General features: G+C 37.5%; 26 protein-coding genes and 1 pseudogene. 7 read left to right on the top strand and 20 right to left on the bottom strand.

The window, feature by feature from the left end; all coding sequences use genetic code 11:
• Nucleotides 1-65: 65 nt before the first annotated feature.
• From NKR21_RS06810 to NKR21_RS21165, 3 genes are all read left to right on the top strand, one after another.
• Nucleotides 66-836 carry a type II toxin-antitoxin system SpoIISA family toxin gene (locus NKR21_RS06810; protein ID WP_003211137.1) on the top strand — a complete coding sequence of 257 codons (771 nt, stop codon included), beginning with the start codon at nt 66-68 and terminating at the stop codon, nt 834-836.
• The gene (locus tag NKR21_RS06805) at nt 805-981 is read left to right on the top strand and encodes a type II toxin-antitoxin system SpoIISB family antitoxin (RefSeq protein ID WP_080984789.1); all 177 of its coding nucleotides are present in this window, start codon (nt 805-807) and stop codon (nt 979-981) included. The genes NKR21_RS06810 and NKR21_RS06805 overlap by 32 nt, the downstream gene beginning before the upstream one ends.
• Nucleotides 982-1,081: 100 nt before the next feature.
• The gene (locus NKR21_RS21165) at nt 1,082-1,213 is read left to right on the top strand and encodes a hypothetical protein (protein ID WP_260851662.1); all 132 of its coding nucleotides are present in this window, start codon (nt 1,082-1,084) and stop codon (nt 1,211-1,213) included.
• On the opposite strand, the gene NKR21_RS06800 is transcribed toward NKR21_RS21165, so the two are convergent.
• Nucleotides 1,202-2,101, bottom strand: coding sequence for an N-acetylmuramoyl-L-alanine amidase (locus tag NKR21_RS06800; RefSeq protein ID WP_119124726.1), 900 nt, complete (start codon nt 2,099-2,101; stop codon nt 1,202-1,204). The two genes, NKR21_RS21165 and NKR21_RS06800, sit on opposite strands and share 12 nt — an antisense overlap.
• Nucleotides 2,102-2,411: 310 nt before the next feature.
• Here NKR21_RS06800 and NKR21_RS06795 point away from each other — a divergent pair, with 310 nt between their 5' ends.
• Nucleotides 2,412-2,960 carry an ImmA/IrrE family metallo-endopeptidase gene (locus tag NKR21_RS06795; protein WP_144458194.1) on the top strand — a complete coding sequence of 183 codons (549 nt, stop codon included), beginning with the start codon at nt 2,412-2,414 and terminating at the stop codon, nt 2,958-2,960.
• 16 nt (nt 2,961-2,976) lie between these two features.
• Here the strand turns inward: NKR21_RS06795 and NKR21_RS06790 are convergent, their stop codons facing one another.
• The gene (locus NKR21_RS06790) at nt 2,977-3,600 is read right to left on the bottom strand and encodes a poly-gamma-glutamate hydrolase family protein (protein ID WP_144458196.1); all 624 of its coding nucleotides are present in this window, start codon (nt 3,598-3,600) and stop codon (nt 2,977-2,979) included.
• A gap of 243 nt (nt 3,601-3,843) precedes the next feature.
• On the opposite strand from NKR21_RS06790, the gene NKR21_RS06785 reads away from it, so the two are divergent.
• Nucleotides 3,844-4,215 carry a DUF5412 domain-containing protein gene (locus tag NKR21_RS06785; RefSeq protein WP_041815439.1) on the top strand — a complete coding sequence of 124 codons (372 nt, stop codon included), beginning with the start codon at nt 3,844-3,846 and terminating at the stop codon, nt 4,213-4,215.
• A gap of 36 nt (nt 4,216-4,251) precedes the next feature.
• Here the strand turns inward: NKR21_RS06785 and NKR21_RS06780 are convergent, their stop codons facing one another.
• Nucleotides 4,252-5,076 (bottom strand): methyl-accepting chemotaxis protein, encoded by an 825-nt coding sequence (locus NKR21_RS06780; protein WP_041815437.1) that lies wholly within the window; start codon nt 5,074-5,076, stop codon nt 4,252-4,254.
• A 224-nt stretch (nt 5,077-5,300) separates the two neighbouring features.
• On the opposite strand from NKR21_RS06780, the gene NKR21_RS06775 reads away from it, so the two are divergent.
• The gene (locus NKR21_RS06775) at nt 5,301-6,761 is read left to right on the top strand and encodes an FAD-dependent oxidoreductase (protein ID WP_301287593.1); all 1,461 of its coding nucleotides are present in this window, start codon (nt 5,301-5,303) and stop codon (nt 6,759-6,761) included.
• A 105-nt stretch (nt 6,762-6,866) separates the two neighbouring features.
• On the opposite strand, the gene NKR21_RS06770 is transcribed toward NKR21_RS06775, so the two are convergent.
• The 7 genes and pseudogenes from NKR21_RS06770 to NKR21_RS06745 all read right to left on the bottom strand — a co-directional run bounded on the left by NKR21_RS06770 (nt 6,867) and on the right by NKR21_RS06745 (nt 13,707).
• Complete coding sequence (locus tag NKR21_RS06770; protein WP_012008915.1) at nt 6,867-8,222, bottom strand: IS1182-like element ISBpu1 family transposase; 1,356 nt, start codon at nt 8,220-8,222, stop codon at nt 6,867-6,869.
• Nucleotides 8,223-8,318: 96 nt separating this feature from the next.
• Nucleotides 8,319-9,218, bottom strand: coding sequence for a flagellin Hag (gene hag, locus NKR21_RS06765; RefSeq protein ID WP_012009643.1), 900 nt, complete (start codon nt 9,216-9,218; stop codon nt 8,319-8,321).
• Between the two features lie 286 nt (nt 9,219-9,504).
• Entirely contained in the window at nt 9,505-10,395 is an 891-nt protein-coding gene (gene hag / locus NKR21_RS06760) for a flagellin Hag (RefSeq protein WP_144492960.1), read from the bottom strand.
• Between the two features lie 213 nt (nt 10,396-10,608).
• Nucleotides 10,609-11,526 (bottom strand): flagellin Hag, encoded by a 918-nt coding sequence (gene hag, locus NKR21_RS06755; protein ID WP_012009641.1) that lies wholly within the window; start codon nt 11,524-11,526, stop codon nt 10,609-10,611.
• A gap of 270 nt (nt 11,527-11,796) precedes the next feature.
• Complete coding sequence (gene hag, locus NKR21_RS06750) at nt 11,797-12,699, bottom strand: flagellin Hag (protein WP_012009640.1); 903 nt, start codon at nt 12,697-12,699, stop codon at nt 11,797-11,799.
• A 230-nt stretch (nt 12,700-12,929) separates the two neighbouring features.
• Nucleotides 12,930-13,018 (bottom strand): annotated as a pseudogene (locus tag NKR21_RS21365) (galactose oxidase); the annotation flags it as partial.
• Between the two features lie 77 nt (nt 13,019-13,095).
• Nucleotides 13,096-13,707: a TetR/AcrR family transcriptional regulator gene (locus NKR21_RS06745; protein ID WP_240389039.1), complete on the bottom strand. Its 612-nt coding sequence runs from the start codon at nt 13,705-13,707 to the stop codon at nt 13,096-13,098.
• 215 nt (nt 13,708-13,922) lie between these two features.
• On the opposite strand from NKR21_RS06745, the gene NKR21_RS06740 reads away from it, so the two are divergent.
• Nucleotides 13,923-15,035, top strand: a complete 1,113-nt coding sequence (locus tag NKR21_RS06740) for an NAD(P)-dependent alcohol dehydrogenase (protein WP_088003200.1) — start codon at nt 13,923-13,925, stop codon at nt 15,033-15,035.
• 82 nt (nt 15,036-15,117) lie between these two features.
• On the opposite strand, the gene alr is transcribed toward NKR21_RS06740, so the two are convergent.
• The 10 genes from alr to NKR21_RS06690 all read right to left on the bottom strand — a co-directional run bounded on the left by alr (nt 15,118) and on the right by NKR21_RS06690 (nt 23,973).
• Entirely contained in the window at nt 15,118-16,299 is a 1,182-nt protein-coding gene (gene alr, locus NKR21_RS06735) for an alanine racemase (RefSeq protein ID WP_119124722.1), read from the bottom strand.
• Between the two features lie 163 nt (nt 16,300-16,462).
• Complete coding sequence (locus NKR21_RS06730; RefSeq protein ID WP_012009636.1) at nt 16,463-17,092, bottom strand: hypothetical protein; 630 nt, start codon at nt 17,090-17,092, stop codon at nt 16,463-16,465.
• Nucleotides 17,093-17,191: 99 nt separating this feature from the next.
• Nucleotides 17,192-17,641, bottom strand: coding sequence for a GyrI-like domain-containing protein (locus NKR21_RS06725; RefSeq protein ID WP_088003191.1), 450 nt, complete (start codon nt 17,639-17,641; stop codon nt 17,192-17,194).
• A 578-nt stretch (nt 17,642-18,219) separates the two neighbouring features.
• A complete protein-coding gene (locus tag NKR21_RS06720) occupies nt 18,220-18,858 on the bottom strand; it encodes an ABC transporter ATP-binding protein (RefSeq protein WP_144458542.1) in 639 nt (212 codons plus the stop codon).
• A gap of 13 nt (nt 18,859-18,871) precedes the next feature.
• On the bottom strand, nt 18,872-19,564 hold the full coding sequence (locus tag NKR21_RS06715; protein WP_144458541.1) for a hypothetical protein: 693 nt from the start codon (nt 19,562-19,564) through the stop codon (nt 18,872-18,874).
• A 712-nt stretch (nt 19,565-20,276) separates the two neighbouring features.
• Nucleotides 20,277-21,146, bottom strand: a complete 870-nt coding sequence (locus tag NKR21_RS06710) for an ABC transporter permease (RefSeq protein WP_144458540.1) — start codon at nt 21,144-21,146, stop codon at nt 20,277-20,279.
• 60 nt (nt 21,147-21,206) lie between these two features.
• Nucleotides 21,207-21,590 carry a hypothetical protein gene (locus NKR21_RS06705; RefSeq protein WP_144458539.1) on the bottom strand — a complete coding sequence of 128 codons (384 nt, stop codon included), beginning with the start codon at nt 21,588-21,590 and terminating at the stop codon, nt 21,207-21,209.
• A 290-nt stretch (nt 21,591-21,880) separates the two neighbouring features.
• Nucleotides 21,881-23,014 carry a Rap family tetratricopeptide repeat protein gene (locus NKR21_RS06700; protein ID WP_144458538.1) on the bottom strand — a complete coding sequence of 378 codons (1,134 nt, stop codon included), beginning with the start codon at nt 23,012-23,014 and terminating at the stop codon, nt 21,881-21,883.
• 129 nt (nt 23,015-23,143) lie between these two features.
• On the bottom strand, nt 23,144-23,563 hold the full coding sequence (locus tag NKR21_RS06695) for a GNAT family N-acetyltransferase (RefSeq protein WP_144458537.1): 420 nt from the start codon (nt 23,561-23,563) through the stop codon (nt 23,144-23,146).
• A gap of 11 nt (nt 23,564-23,574) precedes the next feature.
• Nucleotides 23,575-23,973 (bottom strand): TetR/AcrR family transcriptional regulator, encoded by a 399-nt coding sequence (locus NKR21_RS06690; protein WP_253602495.1) that lies wholly within the window; start codon nt 23,971-23,973, stop codon nt 23,575-23,577.
• Between the last annotated feature and the right edge of the window lie 19 nt (nt 23,974-23,992).

Raw genomic sequence — 23,992 nt, 5'->3', positions numbered from 1 at the left:
AGCAGGGTTTCCAATCATATCCATAGAAATAAATAAGTATCCATCTGTCTATGGGAGAGAAGAACATGCTATTATTTTTTCAATTGACCGTGTGGTTATTGCTAGGTGCCCTTGCTGTATATGTATTTGCCGTATGGCGTTTTGAACAAAAAGTAAAAGAAAAGATGTTTGCCATTCGTAAAACGTGGTATTGGATTTATGTAGCTGGTGCTGTAGTGTACTGGACAAATGACCCTTCTTCAATCTTCACCGATTGGATGCACTACTTAATCATTGCTGTTTTTTTCGCACTAACCGATGCATTCATCTTTCTCAGCTCCTATATTAAAAAACTCGGAAATCACGAACTAGAAACCGACACCCACCAACTCCTAGAACAAAATAACGATCTACTTCATTCTTACCTCAATAAGCTAAAAACGTACCAATACCTATTGAAAAACGAACCGATTCATGTATATTATGGAAGTGTAGAGGCATATATAGAGGGAATTGAACGGCTCATTTATTCTTTTGCCGACAAGATGAATATTCAAGCGGTTCTTTGTCCATACGATACGCAGGAACAAAAAGATGACCTGCTGCGGACACTTGACCAGCGAGCTCTTATTCAGGCAAAGCTTGACAGGCAGGAAGTCTATTACGACGATTTCGGCAAATTGGTGCTCATCCCGTTTTCTGTAGCGGATGATCACTTCGTCATTAAGCTTACCTCTGATGATATTGTCACTGAGTTCGACTATTTATTAATGACGTCACTTACAACAATTTATGACCTAATCTTGCCTGACGAAGAGGAAGGTGATGAAGATGGACCACGCACTTCAAGGGGATAACAACAATCGCAAGAAAAACCCATTTAAGATTTTAAAGAAAAAGCAACATATCAGCATGGCGGATTATAAGGTAAGCCCCCATACTGAGCGTATTTTCAAAAAGAATGAACAGCTCTTGGATGAGTATAAAAATAAAAGGGCTTGATTACACTAAAGGACGCGGAACAAAATCCGCGTCCTGCTTCCATTTTCACATAGACTTGCATACAATAATCTATACGCTGCAACGATTGAGGTGCCAATAAATGAAAAAGAAAATCAAACAATTGAGATATGTTCAGTTTGCTGCATATAAGTCGTCGCCTTATATGCGTCGATTAAATGAGCAAAGTGAAGCAGTCATCCAATCATATAAACAAAAACACTCACTGACTTAACTGCTTCAGAAGCTTTTCCTTCGTTTTAGGTCCGTATACCCCATCACTTGGCAGACCATTTACCAGCTGAAAACGCGCTACGGCGTTCGCCGTTTTTTCTCCATAAACTCCGTCTATTCCTTTATTTGCAGCTGCTTTATCAGGATAAAAATAAACAGCAGCAAGCGCCTGCTGGACGCGGCGTACATGCTCTCCCTTTGTCAATGGAGAAGTCACCTTTAAAACCCCATCTGGCAGATTATACAAGCTCTTTGCATCGTTTCGATAAATTTTGAGAACTTGTCCAATTTGAATCTTATTCGGATCGCTAATGTCATTCCACTTCTGTAAATCTTGAACTGTGACACCATGAGCTTTCGCAATACTTGTTAACGTATCCCCGCTCTTCACGACATATGTGATGACCGTCTCCGGATCTTCTGCCGTTTCAATCCCTTTTTTAAATTCATTCCAAGTAGAAAGAAGCTGGCGTGGACATGCTTTTCCAGACCAGTACTGATGTGTGACCACGTTTGCTAGCGGAATGTGATGTTCATTTAACAGCTTTTGAATGAGCCATTGTGCATGTTTGACTGCTTGCTGAAAATTTCCATCTGCATTCTCACAAATTTCAATACCGATCGACTTCCGGTTACCATTCCCATGACCATCCCCTGCATGCCAGCCATTTTCATTTAACGGCAGATGCTGAAAGATTTCATGATCATCCACTGTAAAGTGCCAGCTCACCTCTGTCGTTGGGTTTTTTACATAGGCCGCATGACTTTTTGCATCTGCTCCCTTTGACGTGTTTGCTGTGTTATGCACCGTTATATACTCCGGTGTCATCGCATATCCTGGGCGGTTTCCGTTTCCAACTGGAATAAAATCTTGATAAATTTGTACCATGTACTGCACTCCCTTTTGCTAGATTGAATTGATCTTTCTCATTAATCAGTGGCGTTCGTAAGACAATACTTGTTTGTTTTCATGAGAAGACTATGGTAAAATTTGAATTCCATTCACTCTTTTTAGTCGTGAAAGGTGCAAAAATACAGAAAAAAACAGGAATTAATTCCATTTTTCCTTGAATTTATGTTAAAATTGTTAAAAATAAGCCGATAATAAAAGTAAGTAATGGCTCATTTAGCTATTTAGTCCTATATGGACTTTTCTTTTACACCAAAAATAGAACATACGTTTGTATGGAGGTTTTCAAATGACTGGTTTTTTAACCCATTTAGAAGAAGATATTAAGCGGTTATATGCTCAATTACAAATAAGCGGTCCTGCTTATAGAGAGATGCAAAGGATCGCTTCTGAATTTCGCGTGTGGGTCCACTATGAGGAGACTGGCAGCATGATGATCCAGCATCAAGGTCTTTACAGTATTATATTAAACAGATCCCTATCACCTGAAGAACAGTGGCAGGATTTTGCCCACGAGCTTTGTCATGTGCTAAAGCATACAGGCAATCATTTCAAAATGAACAAACTCTTTCGAGAATTGCAGGAGTTTCAGGCAAAACAATTCATGTACCACTTTTGTATTCCAACCTTTATGCTGCTGAAAATGAAGCTTCCAACCCTTCGGCAGCAAGCCATTTTGCATATTGCTCAAACGTTTCACGTCACTTGGGCTTTTGCTGAAAAACGGCTTGCCTTATTCGAACAGCGAAAAGCAGGTATTCGTTTTCAGCAGGAGTTTACGTCTTATTTAATGAAAGCAGAAAAGGTCGCAGAAAAAGAAGTTGTTTATCAAACGTAAGTCATCGCAGAAAAGTTTATTCATAAAGGGTTAATACTTGTTTGAGTACATTTGTGTATTGATAAAATTGTTCAGTTTGTGTATCTCGCCGATATCGTCGCCTAAAGTCTTGAAAGAATGCTCTTCTTTGCGCCTGACTAATTTCAAGTTGTACACTTTTTCCTGTCAGACATTTGTTATTGATATTATCAGGATGCGTTCCAGAAAAACGATCAGATTCTGCTAGCAGCAATGCGTGAAAGCCATTTTGCGTTAAACGCTTCACAGTTTCTGCCGCTCTTTCTCTGTCCGTCCCCCCCACTAACGTTTGAAGCACCTCTGTTTCACCGTAACCATGAAGTGCAAACGTATAATGATGGGAATGCACCTCTGAAAGGCAAAGCGGCTCATCAAAGCGTGTACTTGTAATATGAAGAACATGATTGCCTTTTACTTTAAGGCCTTCAAATAAATACATAGAATAGTCACTAGATATTTCATGAATAAGCTCACTCACGCCTGATTCAATTCCTCCGGCATGAGGCGATAAAACTAGTAGCTGGTCACCTTTCCGCTCATGAAGAATTTGATAATCAATCCCTTTTCTTTCATGTGCGGAAAGCTCTTCATAACTTTGATACGTATCGATCATTTGCCTCATGTCATCTGCTCCATTTCTTTATATGAGCATAAGTCTACTGATCCCTCATTCTTTTGTAAAGAGGTTTTGAATCAAACATACCAGTTGAATTCTTCCTTAAATTTTCCTTACATTTACGTCATTCTGTTGAATTTTGAGAAAAAATGACCGATAATTGAAACGAATAGAACTTTTGGACTATATGAATCTTTTTGTATTCTCTCTCATAAATTAGAAATATTGCAATCTTACCTGGAGGAATTCATGTTAAAAAAGAAAACCACCCTCACCCTTATCATCTTACTTCTTAGCTTCGCTGGCATTATTTATTGGAAATGCTTCTCTCTTCAAGGCGTGTCTCATGGAACATTCATCCGCTCAATATCATCACCTGACGGAATGTATATCATCAACACCTATCAGCATAGCGGAGGAAAGCTAAAGGAAAACGCAGTCAGAGCAGAAATTGAAAACAAATTAACCCATCGCAAGAAGACAATTTACTGGAAATACCCTGATAAAGATCCCCTCATCCAATGGAAAAACGGACAGCTTGTTCAAATTGGGCATGAGTTTTTAAATGTGGTGAAGGGTGACACGTACGATTATCGCTTTGATCAGAACAAGAGAAAATAACGACATACAAAAAACGAATCCTCTTGGATTCGTTTTTTACGTTGACATGACCGTTTGCATAAATTTCTTCATATCTTTACTCACCGTCGTCAATCGATCGACAATTTCACTAAACTCTGTCACAAGTGAAGCCTGTTCTGATGAAGAACCTTTCATATGATCCATACTTTCAAGCAATGTATGTATATTGGAGGAAATTCCTTGCAATGAGCTTTCGATGTTTTCAGTTGCACGTGAAGTTTCACTTGAAAGCTTTTGAACCTCACTTGCTACAACACTAAAACCTGCTCCCTCTTTTCCTGCTCTGGCCGCTTCAATTGACGCATTCAATCCTAGCAAACTCGTTTGTCTCGAGATGCCTTTAATCATTTTTGTGATATCGGCTGTTTGTTTTGAGCTTTCAAGAGTTTGCTGCGTTTGTAAGGTCATCTCCTCACTTGTAGCAGAGAGCTCCTCTGAATGTGCCGCTACCTCGTGCACTTTTTCTTGAATACTTTGAATAATGTCATTCAATGAATCCATATACGCTTCAAGCTCTATTTGATTTTTGAGCGGAAATCCTAAAGCTAGGGCACCAATCACTTGCCCATTTTCATTAAAAATCGGCAATCCCATTGCATTTAAAGGTACTCCATATACTGATTCAGGCACAAACATACTTGATGTCTCACCTCTCAGCGCTTTTTTCATATTCATATCATCTGGTTTAATACGTTCCCCAGCTCGAATTTGAAAATCAACATCTTTCGATGGCAAATACAGCAAAAATTTCTCTCGATCAATGACACCCATCGTCACTTCATTCTTTAAAATTTGCATCATATAAGGTGCTGCTGTCACTATACTCTGTAGTATATCCAATTTCTCTACCCCCTTATATTATGTATCGGTCGTTCTTCTTAAAATAATAGTTATTTTTTAAAAATAATAAGTTATTTCTCATATATACGAGTAAAAAGAAGGGAATTCCCTCTCTATATTCAACAAAACGAATATTTGCTATAATTTAAGCAGCAACATATGATGAAATGGTCATGTAATCATTTTATATATATTCATTGGAGGCGCATGTTGTGAGACAACCTATGACATATGAGCGGGCGATCGTCATTGGCGGCGGTATGACAGGAATACTTGCTGCAAAAGTTTTATCAACGTTTTATCATCAAGTTTTCATTATCGAAAAGGACGAAATGCCAGACTCTCCTAAGAACCGTCTCGGCACTCCTCAAGCTTTTCATCCACATAGAATGCTACCACTAGGCAAGCAAATAGTGGAACGTCTATTTCCTGGTTATACAAAAGAGTTACTGGCAATGGGCGGATTCAATACATTGGATCAAACCTCTCGTTTTATCACAAAAGACGGTGAATTAACGCTTACTGATATAGAAGAAACAGTGGTCACAAGACGTGCCATGCTAGAGTGGGTGCTGATGCAAAGAATGTTAAATGAGGGACAGGTGCAATGTTTAGAAAAACATGAAGCCCTCTCACTTCAGTTGAAAGAGGGAACAAACCAAGTTATCGGACTGGTCGTGAAAGATCGGCATGAAAAACCAGGACGCATTTTTGAAATGAAAGCAGACTTAGTGATCGATACGTCTGGAAGAATGTCTAAATTGCCAAAATGGCTGAAAGATGCTGGACTGTCCTTACCGCAGACAGATGAATTAAGTGTGTCACTAGGCTACAGCACAAGATACTACAAGATACCACCAGAAGCGCCATACCAGCAATCAATGGTCGTCGTAGGTCAGCCGGAAAGGCAAATCCCAACAGGACTGTTTGAACGGGTAGATCATGATTTAATAGCTGTTCTTCTCTCTGCAGCTGGCGGATCACATTATCCAACAACAGACGCTGATCAATTTGATTCAGAAACAGCTGCACTCACGCATCCAGCAATCGCAGATGCCATTACCCATTTAACGCCCTATACAAAACCAAAAGGATTTAGAGTCCCTTCTTGCGTGAGATATCACTATGAACAAATGAATGATTGGCCAAGTGGATTATTGGTGATGGGCGATGCCTTGTGTACATTAGATCCCATTCACGGGCAAGGAATGACAAAGGCCGCACTCGAAGCACAAGTTCTTGAGCGTATGCTCAAACAAGTACAAAAGAATCAGCAGCTATCTTTTGAAAAGGACATATTACAACAAATGCAGGATGCCAATGAACTTGGCTGGTGGCTTTGTGCGATTGCTGATATGGCGTGGGAAGGCGTTGAATTAAAAAGCGAAACAACCATTCCTCATTTGACGTTCGTACAAGAATTTTTAAATCGCTACGTACAATACGCCATTTTAACAAAACAGCCTGAGCGTCTTGAGGCGTACCACCGGATGCATTCTTTCTTAACAGAACCGAGAGACATCATCAACTTAGAACAGCTGCATGCCATGATTCAAGCCGACACTTCTGGAGAAACAGCTGAATGGTGGAGTCAGTGGGATCAAAAGGACGATGAACGCAATCGAGCTTTTTTCCATGAAGCGGTTCCTGACTTTCGTTTACAGCAACTCCTGTTATTCAATTGAAACAAAAAAAGCCCCTTAATGGGGCTTTCAGACCGTAGACAAACCCTACCTTTACTTCAAGTAAAAGTGGGGTTTTCACATTTTTTTTGAAAAACATCATGTGTTTTACGCTGGACATGGTACTTTCCATGTCCAGTTTGCTAGTTTTTTAAGGTTCATGGCAGCGAAAGTAAGCATCGCTTGCATTGAAACTTTTTTTAGTCCACGAAGTTTCGTCCAACGCATACCATGCTTTTCTTTTGCATCCGCAAAAACGCGTTCAATCGTTTCTTTCCGTTTTGCGTAGATGCTCTTATTTATTTCAGTGAGTCTCAGATTGTCTGCTTCATCTAGATAATCCTGCCAAATATGCCGATGAATTTGTTTGGTGTGGTTTTGACTTTGGGTACAGTTATCTAAAAACGAGCAGGACTCACATACTTCTGAATCGGATACATATTGCTTATAGCCTTCTCTAGTCGTTGTACGATAAGAGAGAATTTGCCCGTTGGGGCAAATGTAACAATCAAAATATGCATCATATACGTATTCATTCTTTTTCAAATAACCAGCTTTTGTTCTTGGACGAGTGTAGGGCATGACAGGTCTTATCTCTTGATCCATTAAGAACTTAGCGATGTAAGGTGTTTTATACCCCGCATCTACTGCGACTACATTTGGTTTTCCGACTTTCTCTGTCACTTTTGATACGAGTGAATCCAACATACGACTATCATGAACATTTCCGCCTGTGACCAGCGAGCCTAAAATAAATCCTTTTGAATCACACGCTGTATGAAATGAATAAGCAAATGACTTTTCACGTTCATCCTTTACATAATAGCCACTCTCTGGGTCAGTTGTACTGACCTTGATTTCTTTTGTTTCTTCTTTATTCTGTAGGGGTAAGGGCTTTTTTCCATGTTCTTCACGATCAATATTGATCTCTTCATGAAGCTGATTTTGATAACTTCTTGTCTCAACTCGAACGATTTTCTTTTCAAGTTTTTTCTTATTGGCGTTCGCTTTGACATGAGTCGAATCAATGAAGGCGATAGACGGGTCAACGAGCCCTTTTTTCATCGCTTCTCTTAAGATTCGATAAAAAATTTGTTCGAATAAATCTGTATCGTGGAAGCGTCTCACGTAGTTTTTACCGAAGGTAGAAAAGTGCGGAATTTTCTCCGAAAATCCATACCCAATAAACCAACGATAAGCCACATTGGTTTCAATTTCTTTAATGGTTTGACGCATGGAGCGAATGCCAAATAGATATTGGATTAAGACCATCTTAATGAGAACAACAGGATCAACACTTGGTCTACCATTATCAGAACTATAATGATCTTTGACAAGATCATAAATGAAATCGAAATCGATTGCTTGTTCAATTTTCCGCACAAGATGATCTTCAGGCACTAATTCATCTAAAGCCACTACTTCTAATTGATTTCTTCTTTCTTCTTCACGTTTCGATAACATGTTTATCCCCCACAGATTATTGTTATTACCCTTATTATACAAAAAAGCTTGTAGACTTTGTCTACAAGCTGAAAGCCCCTTAATGGGGCTTTTTGATTAACGTAATAATTGAAGTACGTTTTGTGGCTGTTGGTTTGCTTGTGCTAGCATCGCTTGAGACGCTTGAGAAAGAATGTTGTTCTTTGTGAACTCACTCATTTCTTTCGCCATGTCAACGTCACGAATACGAGACTCAGCAGCTGTTAAGTTTTCAGCAGAAGCACCAAGGTTGTTGATTGTGTGCTCTAGGCGGTTTTGGACGGCTCCAAGTTTAGAACGCTGGTCTGAAACTTGTTTGATCGCTCCATCAATGATTGCTAATTGATCGTTAAATCCACCTTCTTCATCCGCTGCAATTTCGGCGAAATCAGTTACTTTAATTGTAGAAACGGTTTTATCCTCAACGCCAAGTTTATCAGCAGACATTGCTTCAATATGAACTGACAATTGCTGCGCACCGTTAGCTCCAATTTGGAAAGTAAGTTTTTTCGCTTCTCCGCCTTCTGGCTCAGCAGCAAAAGTTCCATCAAGAAGTTTCTTTCCGTTGAATTCAGTACGGTCAGAAATACCGTTCTTATCTGTACCGTTTCCAATTTCCTGAACTAGTGCATCAATTTCCTCTTGAATTGCACCAAGGTCTGTTTCATCTTGTGTACCAGTGTTTCCAGCTTGTACGACTAGTTCACGTACACGTTGAAGGATTGAGTGAGTTTCAGTCAACGCACCCTCAGCTGTTTGAATAAGAGAGATACCGTCTTGAGCATTTTTCGTCGCCATTTCTAAACCGCGGATCTGACCACGCATTTTTTCAGAAATTGCTAGACCTGCTGCATCGTCTCCTGCACGGTTAATTTTAAGACCAGAAGAAAGCTTCTCCATGTTCTTCTGCCCTGCTCCATTGTTTGCAGACAAACGGTTCAGTGTGTTAAGTGCTGCGATATTGTGGTTAATTCTCATGTTTCATGACCTCCATGTGTTTGAACCAATTGAACATCCTTGTCCAAAAGTTCTAAATTAGAATTTTTTTGTAAGCCTTACAATCCATTTATCGAACTCTAATGGAATTTGTTTAACAAAAAAGGGATAAATGAGGTAAAAGTCTCATTCGTTATGATCTTTTCGCTAGAGTATACCAAATTTAAAGGTCATTTTTCATGATTTGTCAGAGGGATTTAAGAATCATAAGACTTGAGAAAATGCGAAAAAAACAGCATAAAAAAAGCCCCATAAAAGGGGCCTGTCATTAACGTAGTAATTGAAGTACGTTTTGTGGCTGTTGGTTCGCTTGTGCAAGCATTGCTTGAGACGCTTGAGAAAGAATGTTGTTCTTTGTGAACTCACTCATTTCTTTCGCCATGTCAACGTCACGGATACGAGACTCAGCTGCTGTTAAGTTTTCAGAAGATGCACCAAGGTTGTTGATTGTGTGCTCTAGACGGTTTTGAACCGCACCTAGTTTAGAACGTTGATCTGACACTTGTTTGATTGCATTATCAACGATATCTAATTGATCATTGAAACCACCTGCAGCACCTGCAGCAATAGTTGCAAAATCAGTTACTTTAATAGCAGATACTGTTTTAGTAGCGTCAGTTGGATCTGTTCCAATTTTATCAGCAGACATCGCTTTGATGTTCACATCTAATTTTTGAGCTTTGTTTGCACCAATTTGGAATGTTAATGTATCTGTTTCAAAGTCGCCATTCAACAATTTTTTACCGTTGAATTCAGTACGATCAGAAATACCATTTCCATCCGTTCCGCCACCGATTTCTTTGATAAGGTTGTTGATTTCCTCTTGAATCGCACCAAGATCTGTTTCGTCTTGTGTACCAGTGTTTCCAGCTTGAACGACTAGTTCACGAACACGTTGAAGGATTGAGTGAGTTTCAGTCAATGCACCTTCAGCTGTTTGGATAAGAGAGATACCGTCTTGTGCGTTTTTAGATGCCATTTCTAACCCACGGATTTGTCCTCGCATTTTTTCAGAGATTGCAAGACCTGCTGCGTCATCTCCTGCACGGTTGATTTTAAGACCAGAAGAAAGTTTCTCCATGTTCTTTTGGCTCGCACCGTTGTTTGCAGATAAGCGGTTCAGTGTGTTAAGTGCTGCGATATTGTGGTTAATTCTCATTTCAATTACCTCCATGTATATGGGACCTGACAGACGTCCTTGTCTGAAAAAAGTCCTTCGTTCTAGGGTCTATATACCCTGACAAGGGTATTATCGGTTTATTTTATAGGAAGTTTAACATTCTTTAATATTTTTTATCGCATTCTAACATAATCAGTTTTATGAACTGTATTAAGTTAGGAAACAAAAAAAGCCCCATAAAGGGGCCTGTCATTAACGAAGTAACTGAAGTACGTTTTGTGGTTGTTGGTTTGCTTGTGCAAGCATTGCTTGTGAAGCTTGAGAAAGAATGTTGTTCTTTGTGAACTCACTCATTTCTTTAGCCATATCAACGTCACGGATACGAGACTCAGCAGCTGTTAAGTTTTCACCAGAAGCACCAAGGTTGTTGATTGTGTGCTCTAGACGGTTTTGAACTGCACCGAGTTTAGAACGTTGGTCAGATACTTGTTTGATCGCTCCATCAACGATATCTAATTGATCATCAAAAGAAAGTGCGCCAGCAGCAGTCGGATCAGCGAATTGTGTTACATCGATGTCAGCTACTGCGTGATCTGCTTTAAGCGTTCCGTCAGCTTCTAATGCACCAAGTGCTGTAGAAGACATTGCTTCGATGTTCACATCTAATTTTTGTGCTTTATTTGCACCAATTTGGAAAGTTAATGATTTTGGTGTAGCACCAGCTGCGCTGAAAGTACCGTCAAGTAATTTCTTTCCGTTAAATTCTGTACGATCAGAGATACCGTTTTTGCCAGAACCGTCACCAATTTCTTGAACTAGGTTAGCGATTTCTTCTTGAATCGCACCAAGGTCTGTACCATCTTGTGTACCCGTGTTTCCAGCTTGTACGACAAGCTCACGTACACGTTGAAGGATTGAGTGAGTTTCAGTCAATGCACCTTCAGCTGTTTGGATAAGAGAGATACCGTCCTGTGCGTTTTTAGTAGCCATTTCTAACCCGCGGATTTGTCCTCGCATTTTTTCAGAGATTGCTAGACCTGCAGCGTCATCTCCTGCACGGTTGATTTTAAGACCAGAAGAAAGTTTCTCCATGTTCTTTTGGCTCGCACCGTTGTTTGCAGACAAACGGTTTAATGTGTTAAGTGCTGCGATATTGTGATTAATTCTCATTTCCTATTACCTCCATGTATATGGGACCTGACAGACGTCCTTGTCTGAAAAAAGTCCTTCGTTCTAGGGCTTAACAACCCTGACAGTTCTTTTATCGGATTATTTCATAGGAAGTTTAACACTTTTTAATATTTATTGATCAATTTCACATATCTTTATTCACCAATTAGTTTTAAATAGATTTCTATTATGCTATTCGCCAAGTGATGAGCACATAACCTGTATTAAAATGAATAGGAAGAAAAAAAAGCCCCATAAAGGGGCCTGTCATTAACGAAGTAATTGAAGTACGTTTTGTGGTTGTTGGTTTGCTTGTGCAAGCATTGCTTGAGATGCTTGAGAAAGAATGTTGTTCTTTGTGAACTCACTCATTTCTTTCGCCATGTCAACGTCACGGATACGAGACTCAGCAGCTGTTAAGTTTTCACCAGAAGCACCAAGGTTGTTGATTGTGTGCTCTAGACGGTTTTGAACCGCACCTAGTTTAGAACGTTGATCTGACACTTGTTTGATTGCACCATCTACGATGTCTAGTTGTTGATCAAATGTAAGTGTTGGTGTAGCAGCAGCGAATTGTGTAACATCAATGTTAGAGACCGCTTGACCAGTTACAAGAGTTCCATCTGCTTGAGTAGCACCAATTTTATCAGAAGACATTGCTTCGATATTTACATCTAATTTTTGTGCTTTATTTGCACCGATTTGGAATGTTAAAGTAGCTGTACCATCAGCGAAAGCACCATTTAACAATTTTTTACCGTTGAACTCAGTACGATCAGAGATACCATTTTTCTCAGTACCATTACCAATTTCTTGGACAAGGTTCTTGATTTCTTCTTGAATTGCACCAAGATCTGTATCGTCTTGTGTACCCGTGTTTCCAGCTTGAACGACTAGTTCACGAACACGTTGAAGGATTGAGTGAGTTTCAGTCAATGCACCTTCAGCTGTTTGGATAAGAGAGATACCGTCTTGTGCGTTTTTAGATGCCATTTCTAACCCACGGATTTGTCCTCGCATTTTTTCAGAGATTGCAAGACCTGCTGCGTCATCTCCTGCACGGTTGATTTTAAGACCAGAAGAAAGTTTCTCCATGTTCTTTTGGCTCGCACCGTTGTTTGCAGATAAACGGTTCAGTGTGTTAAGTGCTGCGATATTGTGGTTAATTCTCATTTCCTATTACCTCCATGTATATAGGACCTGACAGACGTCCTTGTCTGAAAAAAGTCCTTCGTTCTAGGGCATATCAACCCTGACAATTTTATTATCGGACGTGGTTATAGGATGTTTAGCAGATTTTTTTAAATAGCGCATATTCCCATGACGTTTATCCTAATTTTAATAATTTTTACGAAAACAAAAACTGCTGATCTATCATCAGCAGTTTTTCCATTATATGAATATCAGTATTGCTTGATATCAAACATAGGATATTTTGGTACACACATAAATCCTTCTTACTTGTAAAAGGCCCTTTATTATGTTCATCACTTTAAAAATCAAATGACACCAAAAGTCACTCATTCAATCATCTAAATATGTAGTGTTATAAAGGAAATGTTCTAAGCTTTACGTTTTAATCATCGGTTCTTCGCCTTTCAACTGAATCATGAGTGAGGATTGATTATATAATAAATTGATAATGCGGCGTGCCATTTCAGGGGGAGACGCATTGTAGTCATTTCTGATCCATTCAATGATAAAACCAAAAATGCCGTATGAACGATATTGGATAAAATAACTGTCGTTGATTTCTGCATACTGATCACTTACAAACGACATTCTATGTTGGAAGATATATTGTATTTTCTTAAGCAATTGTTCTTTTATTTGAGGGATGCGGTCTTCCATCACTAATAAATCATAGTAGTCACGATTTTCGACGATATATTGAAATACATCCGTGCCTTCTGGTTTCATGCGAGTTAAATCCAACAGAGGATTTTCACGAGTTGGTTTACAAAATTCATATTCGAAATCTTCCATTTCCCGGTGAATAAAATCTGCTGCTAGTTCATCTTTACTTTCATAATGCACATAAAACGTCGTCCGGTTATAATTTGCCTTTTCCACAATATCCTTCACTTTTACGTGCGAATATCCTTTTTCTTTTACAAGTATTTTGAATGTTTGTCGAAGTGTTTCTTTTGTTCGCTCAACACGGCGATCCTCTTTTTTCATCATCGGCCCCTCCTTTAGACACTTTTAAAAAAATGTTGATTAGAGATACATAAATTCCTATGTGTTGAAAACCTATACACATAAGTTTTTTTGCTGATTGAAACAAAAAAACTTTCGTCCTACAATCAACTTAGTCATAAAGAAATGAATTTTTTGTGACATTTGATCTAACTTCTTTAGAATATCATACTATACAAAAAGTGAGGGCACATGATATGGAAATTCAAGCGATGGTCACAACAAATGAAAAAGATTTCGAGAAACAAACATTATTACTAGATGATCCAAAAGCAGATGAAGTGCTTGTCAAAATCGTTGCATCTGGCGTCTGTCATACTGATGCCACAGTATTAGATGGAACGCTCCCTGTACCACGTCCTGCTTTATTAGGACATGAAGGCTCTGGCATTGTCGTGAAAGCAGGTTCTAATGTCACAACTGTTCAAGAAGGAGACCACGTTGTACTAGGTTTCGCTTATTGTGGTCATTGTCATAATTGTCTAGATGGGAACGCTGGTGGATGTGAAAACATGATTCCACTGAATTTCTCTGGTCGTAATAAGCATAATGAAACGCCTATCCATACACATGATCATGAAGATGTATCACAATTTTTTGGTCAATCATCATTTGGTACATATGCAACGGTTGATGAGAAAAATGTGGTGAAAGTAGACAAAGAAACCGATTTGCGTTATTTAGGACCATTTGGCTGCGGCTTAATGACTGGGAGCGGTACTGTCTTAAATTCACTTGCTCCAGCACCAGGAACAAGCTTTGTTGTTTTCGGTACAGGCGCTGTTGGGTTAAGTGGATTAATGGCAGCAAAAATTGCTGGCTGTGATCCGATAATTGCCGTTGATATTCATGATAGCCGCCTTGAGTTAGCAAAAGAATTAGGTGCAACACATATCATCAACAGTAAACATGAGAATCCAGCTGAAAAAATTAAGGAAATAACAGAAGGAAAAGGGGCACATTACTCATTTGAAACAACTGGAGTACCAGAAGTCACTCTAGCAGCTCTTCATTGCCTGCGTGTCAAAGGGACTTGTGCAACAGTAGCCGTAGGGAAGCGCGATTTAACATTCAATGTAACAAATGATCTAATGCTCAATGCGCTCACATTAAAAGGTGTGATAGAAGGGGATGCCGTTCCACAACTATTTATTCCTAAACTAGTGAAGTTCTTTAAAAATGGACAATTCCCAGTTGAGAAACTAGCAAAATTCTACGAATTGGAAGATATTGAACAAGCCTTTGAAGATTCTAAAAATGGATCTACGATTAAACCCATTCTTATTTTAGATAAAGAGTATCGTGCTTAATTCTTGAAAGTTAGCCCCCCTTTCCATGTAAAGGGGGCTATTCGGATTTTCATTTACGGTCCGTTATAGAAACAAATTGAACTCACACATACATCACCGGCGTCGATATTTTAATAATCTTCCCGCCTCGACGATAAAATCTTGGGACGCGGCGGCTTAGGGTGGCGATGACTTCGTAGTTGATTGTATTCAGCATTTCGGCGATTTCATCAACAGAAATTTCTCCGCCCTTTTGACGACCGTATATGACGACTTCCTCGCCTTGCTTTGCTTTCATTTCTCCTAAACTGATCATCGTCATATCCATTGTGACTCGGCCAGCAATCGGCATTCGTTCTCCTCGGAAAAGCATAAATCCCCGATTGGATAAAGCACGTGAGTACCCATCTGCGTAACCGATCGGTATGGTGGCAATGACTTCATCCGGCTTTGCTACATACGTTGCCCCATAGCTGACAGTTCTTGGCTCTGTCACCATCTCCTTCACGAACGCAATTCTCGCTTTTAAACTGAGAGCGGGCTCTAGCTGAACAGCGTCTAAGCTTTCAATGTATTGCGAAGGATACAGTCCATATAGCCCGATGCCTAGCCGAATCATATCGGCGCTAAATTCAGGAAACGCGATGGCAGCCGCTGTATTGTTCATATGTACGGTTGGCAGCTTAATTCCTTGTTTTTTCAAAAAACGAAGAAAATCAATAAAAATACTGTGCTGCAGCAGCGTGAAATCAGGGTCTGGCTCATCCGCAGTAGAGAAATGTGTAAAAATCCCGTCCCACCTGAGGTTTTCACTCTTTTCAAGGGCTTCCACCACTCCTAACAGCTCTTCCTTCGTCCGTACACCTAGTCGCCCCATCCCTGTGTCGACATTGACATGTATGCCAAGCCGGCGCTGATTTTCTTCTTCTGCTAAGATCTCATTGGCTTCAATAATCCAGTCTTCACGAATGCCAGATAGATCAATTCTCCAGGCCGCAGCCCTTTTCACACAATCGAGCGGTGTAAATCCTAGAACCAAAATCGGTGCTTCAATTTTTGCTCTTCGCAACACAATGCCTTCCTCCAAGCTAGCAACTGCAAGCTCTGTCGCACCGCTTTCCAGTGCCTGCCGGGCTACCTCCACTGAGCCATGTCCATAAGCATTCGCCTTCACGACAGCCATGATCTTACTTTTCCTTGGAATATGCGCTTGAATGGCTTCGATATTTCTTTTAATCGCATCAAGATTGACTTCGATCCAGACTTCCCTGCATAGCTTTTTCATTTATTTTTCCTCCTCATCACATGAGCGTTCTTTCTATCTCCATGTTCACTTTTGCGTCTAGTCTATCTTTATTCATTTTTAAGAAAAACATTCAACTACAATGACTGGACCTGCTTTGTCTTGTCTCACAAAAAAAGAAACCACATCAACTGTGATTTCTTCTCTATGAACGATGATATTCAATTTCATCCGCAGATTTCATCATTGCATCAATCTCATGATAAATCTCCTGTAAATTTTCCCGTTCAGCTAAGTATTGAGCATTGCTTTTACGAACAGGCAAATCAAAACGCAAGGAGTTGATCGTGATCGTTGATGATTCTCGGTCATTCATTGTTAACCTTAATTCAAGCGTCGAGACCTCTGCTTCATCATCTCTCTCAGCTGAATCAATCGGCACCCCATCTTCTAATATCACAACTTGTTTCAAATCTTTCAAGGATAGCTCAGTGACTGCAAATCTATTTTTTCTAGTTGACTCGCCAGGCTGATGTTCAATAAAGCGCATTTTCTTTAACTCATCATCAATCGCAAATCCCTTATCAACTTGCTCTGAAAAGATATAGGTAGATGCTTGAAACCCATCTTCATGAAAAAGCATCATCATGTTGTCCAATAATATGTTTGGATCATTCTGTTCTTTTCGCCTTTGTAATCTACCGGCAATGAATAATATGACGAATCCTCCGATGATGCCGAGAGCCGGTCCCAATCCATTCCCTACATCTACAAAAACAGTAAGACCTAAAATAGCAATCATAAAAGCAATGATAATGCCTATGATGAATATCACTCAATGCTCCTCCTATCAAGACCCTTCATGAATGGTTTAGCCATAGTATAGCATTGAAAGCAAAATGATTTAAGAATATAAATCTGTTAGGTAGAGTGTTTAAAAAATAGGTAGTAAGAACTCACACATGCCTTCTTCTTCTCTATATCTCTCCATAATAGATGCCGGACGCATGTTCAATTGATTGTTTTGGATCATTTGAGGCAATTGGCTCCAAAACAAATTCACTTTTTCGGTTGTATGTGTCACTGTAAACACAGCATACTTTCCCCCTTCAACATGTCCAGTCTGCACCATTTGATCTTTTGAGAAATCTCTATTTGTCATCAACATAAGGTCGTATCTGCATTTTTCTGGTGGAATTTTTCCAGGATCATCTTGAGGAACACCATATATACCATATTCCTTTAATTCATCATTTAATTGATGTTGATTGATCCATTGTTTAAATCTCTTCATCATCTCTACATTTTCTTTGCTACCATATGGTCCTTTATTCCTCATATACACGATCTTCATGTTGCTTACGATTTCAATTTTGTAATTCATGATTTCCCTCCAACTCTTATTGGAAGATTGGCCAACCATTCCTTACGTCCAACGGTAACATCCTTTAAAATATAATACAGTAGGATATTAAAAAGAATTTTCAATGCATGTTGGAAAATACATACTTTTCCGTTAGCAAGATTCCAATCTTTTTTTCAATTCTACACATGTTTTTAATGAAGATTTATCATTGAGATAGGCGACAATCTAATAGAACAACATCTTACCCATCGGAACATATAATAAGACACTTAACAGCTGTATTCTCAGTGAAATTAACACTAAACAGTATCATCGTCATATTTAGCGACTGAAAATATCTATGCATAAAGAGAGACGGGTATACGTTTGACAATCTTTCATGCATTGAAAAGACTTTCAAAAGATGAGGCTTAACCTTAGCTGCCATGAATCTAGAAAACTCAGATTAACAGGATTCTATTAATCATATGCGAACTGATCTTATTTTACAAATAAGGAAAACCCCACTTTTACTTAAAGTAAAGGCGGGGTTTCTCTAGAATCTGAGAGAATAAATTATGATTCTCTTTCTAAAATTGGTTATTTTATAAAAGACATTAATCTGTAGTTTGTATTTTTCCAGAATTCATTTTATAAACAACATGACATAGTTCCTCTATATCTTTTTTATGGTGAGAAGTTAATAAAACAGTTGCACCTCTTTCATTTTCTGCTTTAATCAACTGATATACATTTTTCACTGAATCCTCGTCCAGTCCGTTCATCGGTTCATCTAATAAAATAATGTCTGGCTTTTCCATAATAGCTTGAGCAATTGCTAATTTTTGTTTCATACCTAACGAATATGTTTTAACACTTCTTTTATCTTCAGGATTCAGTCCAACACTGTCAATTACATGTTTAATTTGTTGATCATCTATTCTTTTTTGTATATCAGCAAGAAACTTTAGATTATCAAAACCACTGTATTGTTCTAAAAAAGCGGGTTTCTCTAAAAGCACGCTAATACTTTTAGGAAACGATATTTGTTTATGCAAAATTTGATCAGATACTATAACCTCACCAGCACTTGGTTTCACCAAACCAGCTATCACTCGAAAAAGCATCGTTTTTCCAGATCCATTATGACCAACAAAGCCAATGATTTTTCCTTTTGCTAATGACAAATTTATATCTTCCAATACAGTTTGCTTTCTAATCACTTTAGTAACTGCATTCAATTCAATTATAGACATGATAAAGCTCCTTTTATAAATAATCGGTTTTGTTAGAATGATATACAACATATGTCATGAGACATGCAATGATTGTAAGTTCAAGAAGAATAAAAAGCGATTGTCCTTGTACATGTTCATACATACCATAGTATAGGGGAATATATTTATTTTCTATTTTAATACCAGCAAAAAACATACCCAGCACACAAATATTAGCCACTTCAACAGTTAAGTGATTTTTCAAAACTAACCATATTGTTCCATGCAAGAAAAGATTTATAGCGATATATATAAAAATAAAAATCCAGTCCCAATCAAATTGAATGCTTACATGAAGAAAACTAAATAAAATTATAGAAACGCTGAGTGCAGTTATCACATAATAAAAGGTAAATAAAATACCTATAATAAATCTAGCTATCCACAGAATTCTCCACTGACGCAACCTAAGAATCATTTGCATTTCAAACATATATAAAGGATTTTTCCAAAAAATTTGAAGAAAAACAATATAACCTACTGAAAATGACAGCCAATACATCCAACTAATAAAAGTTCCATTTGAAGAACTAAAAAGCAAAGTGAAGAAATCTTTAGAACTTTCCAAATCGTTAATATTTTTGATGAAAATCAATGTATTTATAGCATGTAAAACTAGTACAATGACTAAACTTTTAAGTATGGCATTTCTCAGTCTGAAATATTCAAGCTTTAGTATTTTCATTTAATTGAGACTCCCAAAGTCAGATGAAGTAGACACCCATTTTGTTAATAAGAAAAATATAGAGGTGAGGACTAAAAGCTCTAAGACAGATTGAAAAGGAATTTGTTTATAACCGTACACAAAATAAAATGAGACAAATCCCGTTAGTGTTCTATCTATTATCATTAAAAAAATACAAAAAAGAGTAACTAGTGACTTATTATTAATTAGCTCTTGAAAAAAAACATACACCACTCCAATTAATTGCGTCATAAGAAAAAATATGATAAAAAAGAAAATCCCACTAAAGATATTGTCGCTTTCTACTGAAGGAATATAATTTAACAAAGCTGTGTAACTTATTCCTTTGAAGTGTAGATAACTAGCCATCTTAGTAACAATAATTGCCCATGTGCTTATTAACAGAGTATATAAAAACGAATAGACGATAACTGTTGTAATTTTAAAAGAAATAATTTCTTTTCTAGAAGAAAACCTTCTTAAAATTATCCAAGCGTTCATTTGATATGATTTAGATATTGCAAGTAAGAAAAGAAAAATTGGTCCAAACATAAAATCATATCTAAAAAAAGTAAGTATTTCTATAAAATTAGAAAATTTCGCAAGTCCGTATGAGGATATTGGAGTTAAAGATAAACTTAATATGCAAAAAAGCATACTCATAAAAATTAACAACTTCATAAAATCCATTTTTAAATCTATAAAAACATACTTAAATTGTGTCAGAATTTTTTTTCACTCCTAATATATAAATGATCACTATTGTCAACATTCCAATAATAAAATTAATATAAAAAGAAGAATAGGATAGATTGTTTACTGGTTGTCTTGGATCTAAGAAATTAAATGGATCAATAGATACTTTCCCTATTAAACTACAAAGAAGCCAAAATCCTAGATAGAGCATTAAGGGAGAAAGAACAACAAGATATCTATTTTTTAAAAATAAAGAAATTGCTAAACCAAAACAAGCATACATTCCTGCATATAATGAACCTATTAAGTAATATATAAAAATATACAGATAAGGAGATTTAGCTAGTAAATCAGAGAACATTTCTTTCTTCTGTCCGTCAAATACATTATCAGCAAAGGTAGCCGTTCCGTTCATTACTTTCTTATACACATCTGTATATGCTGAAAAATCCCATTGTCCATTAACCAGATTAGAAATTAATATTCCTATAAGTAATGGAAATGCAAACAAAATAACCCCTGAAAAATATGTAAATATAAATTTCCTACTATAATATCTTAGTCTACTTTCTTTTGTTAGAATATATTCCACGTTCCCAGAACTCTTTTCTCTAAAGATGGAATCAACAATTGGTAAACCAATAAGTAATGGAAATATGAAATAAAAAAATGAAGAAAAAAATGAATCTGATAGGCCCATCCAATATTGATGCGGTGATATCATTGCAATAGCATCTGGAAATTTACTATATAATCGATTATACAGATCGTATTCTGTATTATATTGTATGGAGCCCATAATTGCATTTACCAAAACGATAAAAATTGATATAAACAATACAATATATAACAACTTATTTTTTATCAGCTTTCTTAATTCACACATAGATTTCTCCCTCTTAATTATGAAAAACAATACGACGATATCGTCGTATTGTTTTTAAAATTATTTATAATCTGGATTCCACTTTCCTGAAACTTCCACACCATGTATCGTCCAATTAGACGTTTGTGCTCCTGCTTTAATCGTCTTTTTTTCTGCACTAGAATCAACAGTAAAATAACGTCTGTCATTTTTTTTAAGATTGTATGCTTTTGCTGAAACTTGTGTATTACCTTTCCAATGACCTACATTTATCTTATAATCACTTGCGATTACAGAGAAGTTAATGCTAGCTTTTTTACTGGTGCTTTTTACACCTTTCGCTACATCTCCCCAGTTTTGAAGCTTAGGTAAAACTCTTGAAAAATTATAGTTCTTTGCTTGTGCTATTCCACCGATACCAACTATTAAGCTAAGTGCTAAGACTCCTGCAAGAATTTTTTTCATTTTTTTCTTCATCTCCTATTATCTCAAATTATGGTTCAAATAGATTATAAGTGGGAAATTATTCTTAGTCAACATCTTTTTCTTATTTAAGGATATTTTTGTATTACAATTATAATCCCGCTTTGCTATTGAAATTATTCAGTTTAAAGCTAAAACTTTAAACACTAGTTTAAGCAAAATAACCGATACTTGATGTATGTCCTCTTTGGGCTTCATTATGGATATCGTTTGATGAAACATAACTAAAAACACATAACACACTGACAATTATTAATACGGTTGCTACTGACTTAAATTTCATAAAGACAGTCTCCCCTTTTAATTTGGTGTTGGAAATATAGAATCTTCTCATAAAATTCGTTTGAGCGTTCTATATCTCCTGCTTTATTATAATGCTTCACTGCATCTTTCGCTAAATCTTCAAGATTTGCAAAAAAAGACTTTGATTCCAAATAAGCCATTGACTCTGTTATGCGATTTACATTGTTATCAATATAAAGTGATCTCAACATAACGAAAGTATTGATAAAAATATCATCTTTTAATTTTTCAGCTAATTCAATCCCATAGTTTAATGCATATAAACCTAAATCACTCTGTTCACTTTTGAAATATGATTTTGTCAACATGACAAGAGGATCAAGAATTTTATTTAAATGCTCATATCCCTGTTCTTTAAACGAATGAATAGATTCATTAAAATATTTAATTGCAGTTGAAAGATCATTGTTATGAAAATAACTCAACCCTAAATTATAAAGTGCTGATCCTTTTAATCGTTTTGTTGAGTTATCGGCGGCTTTTTCTAGTGCGTGTTGAAAATGGGGTATCGCTTTTTCGGGGCAGCCCATATCAATATAGTTTAAACCAATCACAAAAGAACATTGAATTTCTCTCACTGTGTATGTATCTTTTTCTCGGTAACATTCTATCGCCTGTGCGATATGGTGCATCGACATGTGGGTTTGTTTCATGTGGTAATAGATTTCTGCCATCTTGTAATTAAACTCAGCACGTTCAATATCGTCGCTGACAAGAGACAGCTTTTTTTCTGCCCGCTTATAGAAGGTAATCGCATTTAGGTATTCATAGTTTTCAAATTCGTACATGCCGTAGAAAAAATTGAAATAATACTCGAGCAATCCTGTTAATTTCTCTTGGTCCCTTTTGATCTTCATTGCGAGTTCCCTAAAGTTCGCCCGCTCTTTCCCATTTTCTAAAGGATTCAAGTAATCAAGCATTAATTTATGTCTGAATTCCATGAGTGAGAAATACAATAATAAATCTTGATTTTCTTCCATATGATCAAGCATTGATTTGATTTCCTCTTTATATGCTTCGGCGTCCGGTACGTTAAATCGTTGAATATGATAATACCATTCATTGATTTTCAAGCCGACGTGAGAAGAAAGCACTTTCTCCATCAGACCTTACCCCTTCCTCTATTTTCCCTATAATGACATATATTATCATTTTATAAGCCGTTCGACACCGAAAAGAAACCGCAAAAAGACCCTATAGAGGGCCGAGTAAATGAGAAGATAAAATGACTTCTATTCATAAATAAGCACCCAGTATCTCTCCCCTGGCTCACCTTCTTCTACAACAGCCTTCCAGCCTCTTTTTTGATAAAAAGACAAAGCATTGTGATTTTCTGAGACACATTTGAGGGTGACCGGCGTTCCCAAAACTTTTATAGCTTGTTTGAGCAGAAGATCTCCAGCCCCTTGCCCAGCAGCTTCTGGATGCACAAACAAGAGATGAATAAAACGATCAGGTACATAGAGCGAGATGAATCCGAGGATTTTGTTGTTTTCCTCAGCTAAGAAAATTTGCTCTTCCTGCGTATCCTGATCAAAGTCTTGCAGATTGATTTCTTCTGTATGAAGCCAGTGAAAGCTCTGACGACGGGATTCTAAATAGATTTGTCTTAATTGTGGATAATCTTCTATGCTTGCTTCTCTAATCAACATCGCAACATCTCCTATGTATTTAGAATGTGTTTTGCCTGTGTTCTGCCTGCCAATAACAATTGATCACTGAACTGCGAATCATTGACCGCTCGTGCAAGGGCAATTGTACCAATCATGCTGCTTACTAGTGCGTAACTCTTAGAGAGATCTATGTTTCCTGCATCAGCTATAAACATCATAAATCGTTTCAATTCATCTGTATAGGCTTTTCGTAACTCTTGCGATAATTGAGAAATCTCCCCTGCGAGCGCAGGCAGTATACAGCCGACCTCTGTCTGATCGCGGTGAACGGAACTTAAATAGAATTCAATGATCGTCTGAATGCGAGGCTGGTCTGCTTTCTTGTCTGCAACACTTTGCAGCAGCTTGATCGTATCATTAATAGCAAAATGAAAAGTCTCTATGACCAACTGATCCTTGTTCTTAAAG

The organism is Bacillus sp. 1735sda2, from assembly GCF_024159245.1.
Taxonomy (GTDB): Bacteria; Bacillota; Bacilli; order Bacillales; family Bacillaceae; genus Bacillus; species Bacillus pumilus_O.
Note: the sequence above shows the minus strand (reverse complement) of the source record. Positions and strands in the feature narration are given on the sequence as shown.

Bases quoted from the DNA above. Each gene is read 5' to 3' on its own strand.
- NKR21_RS06810 (WP_003211137.1), top strand. From the start codon at position 66: ATGCTATTATTTTTTCAATTGACCGTGTGGTTATTGCTAGGTGCCCTT.
- NKR21_RS06805 (WP_080984789.1), top strand. From the start codon at position 805: ATGAAGATGGACCACGCACTTCAAGGGGATAACAACAATCGCAAGAAA.
- NKR21_RS21165 (WP_260851662.1), top strand. From the start codon at position 1,082: ATGAAAAAGAAAATCAAACAATTGAGATATGTTCAGTTTGCTGCATAT.
- NKR21_RS06800 (WP_119124726.1), bottom strand. From the start codon at position 2,101: ATGGTACAAATTTATCAAGATTTTATTCCAGTTGGAAACGGAAACCGC.
- NKR21_RS06795 (WP_144458194.1), top strand. From the start codon at position 2,412: ATGACTGGTTTTTTAACCCATTTAGAAGAAGATATTAAGCGGTTATAT.
- NKR21_RS06790 (WP_144458196.1), bottom strand. From the start codon at position 3,600: ATGAGGCAAATGATCGATACGTATCAAAGTTATGAAGAGCTTTCCGCA.
- NKR21_RS06785 (WP_041815439.1), top strand. From the start codon at position 3,844: ATGTTAAAAAAGAAAACCACCCTCACCCTTATCATCTTACTTCTTAGC.
- NKR21_RS06775 (WP_301287593.1), top strand. From the start codon at position 5,301: ATGACATATGAGCGGGCGATCGTCATTGGCGGCGGTATGACAGGAATA.
- NKR21_RS06770 (WP_012008915.1), bottom strand. From the start codon at position 8,222: ATGTTATCGAAACGTGAAGAAGAAAGAAGAAATCAATTAGAAGTAGTG.
- hag (WP_012009643.1), bottom strand. From the start codon at position 9,218: ATGAGAATTAACCACAATATCGCAGCACTTAACACACTGAACCGTTTG.
- hag (WP_144492960.1), bottom strand. From the start codon at position 10,395: ATGAGAATTAACCACAATATCGCAGCACTTAACACACTGAACCGCTTA.
- hag (WP_012009641.1), bottom strand. From the start codon at position 11,526: ATGAGAATTAATCACAATATCGCAGCACTTAACACATTAAACCGTTTG.
- hag (WP_012009640.1), bottom strand. From the start codon at position 12,699: ATGAGAATTAACCACAATATCGCAGCACTTAACACACTGAACCGTTTA.
- NKR21_RS06745 (WP_240389039.1), bottom strand. From the start codon at position 13,707: ATGAAAAAAGAGGATCGCCGTGTTGAGCGAACAAAAGAAACACTTCGA.
- NKR21_RS06740 (WP_088003200.1), top strand. From the start codon at position 13,923: ATGGAAATTCAAGCGATGGTCACAACAAATGAAAAAGATTTCGAGAAA.
- alr (WP_119124722.1), bottom strand. From the start codon at position 16,299: ATGAAAAAGCTATGCAGGGAAGTCTGGATCGAAGTCAATCTTGATGCG.
- NKR21_RS06725 (WP_088003191.1), bottom strand. From the start codon at position 17,641: ATGAATTACAAAATTGAAATCGTAAGCAACATGAAGATCGTGTATATG.
- NKR21_RS06720 (WP_144458542.1), bottom strand. From the start codon at position 18,858: ATGTCTATAATTGAATTGAATGCAGTTACTAAAGTGATTAGAAAGCAA.
- NKR21_RS06715 (WP_144458541.1), bottom strand. From the start codon at position 19,564: ATGAAAATACTAAAGCTTGAATATTTCAGACTGAGAAATGCCATACTT.
- NKR21_RS06710 (WP_144458540.1), bottom strand. From the start codon at position 21,146: ATGTGTGAATTAAGAAAGCTGATAAAAAATAAGTTGTTATATATTGTA.
- NKR21_RS06705 (WP_144458539.1), bottom strand. From the start codon at position 21,590: ATGAAAAAAATTCTTGCAGGAGTCTTAGCACTTAGCTTAATAGTTGGT.
- NKR21_RS06700 (WP_144458538.1), bottom strand. From the start codon at position 23,014: ATGGAGAAAGTGCTTTCTTCTCACGTCGGCTTGAAAATCAATGAATGG.
- NKR21_RS06695 (WP_144458537.1), bottom strand. From the start codon at position 23,563: ATGTTGATTAGAGAAGCAAGCATAGAAGATTATCCACAATTAAGACAA.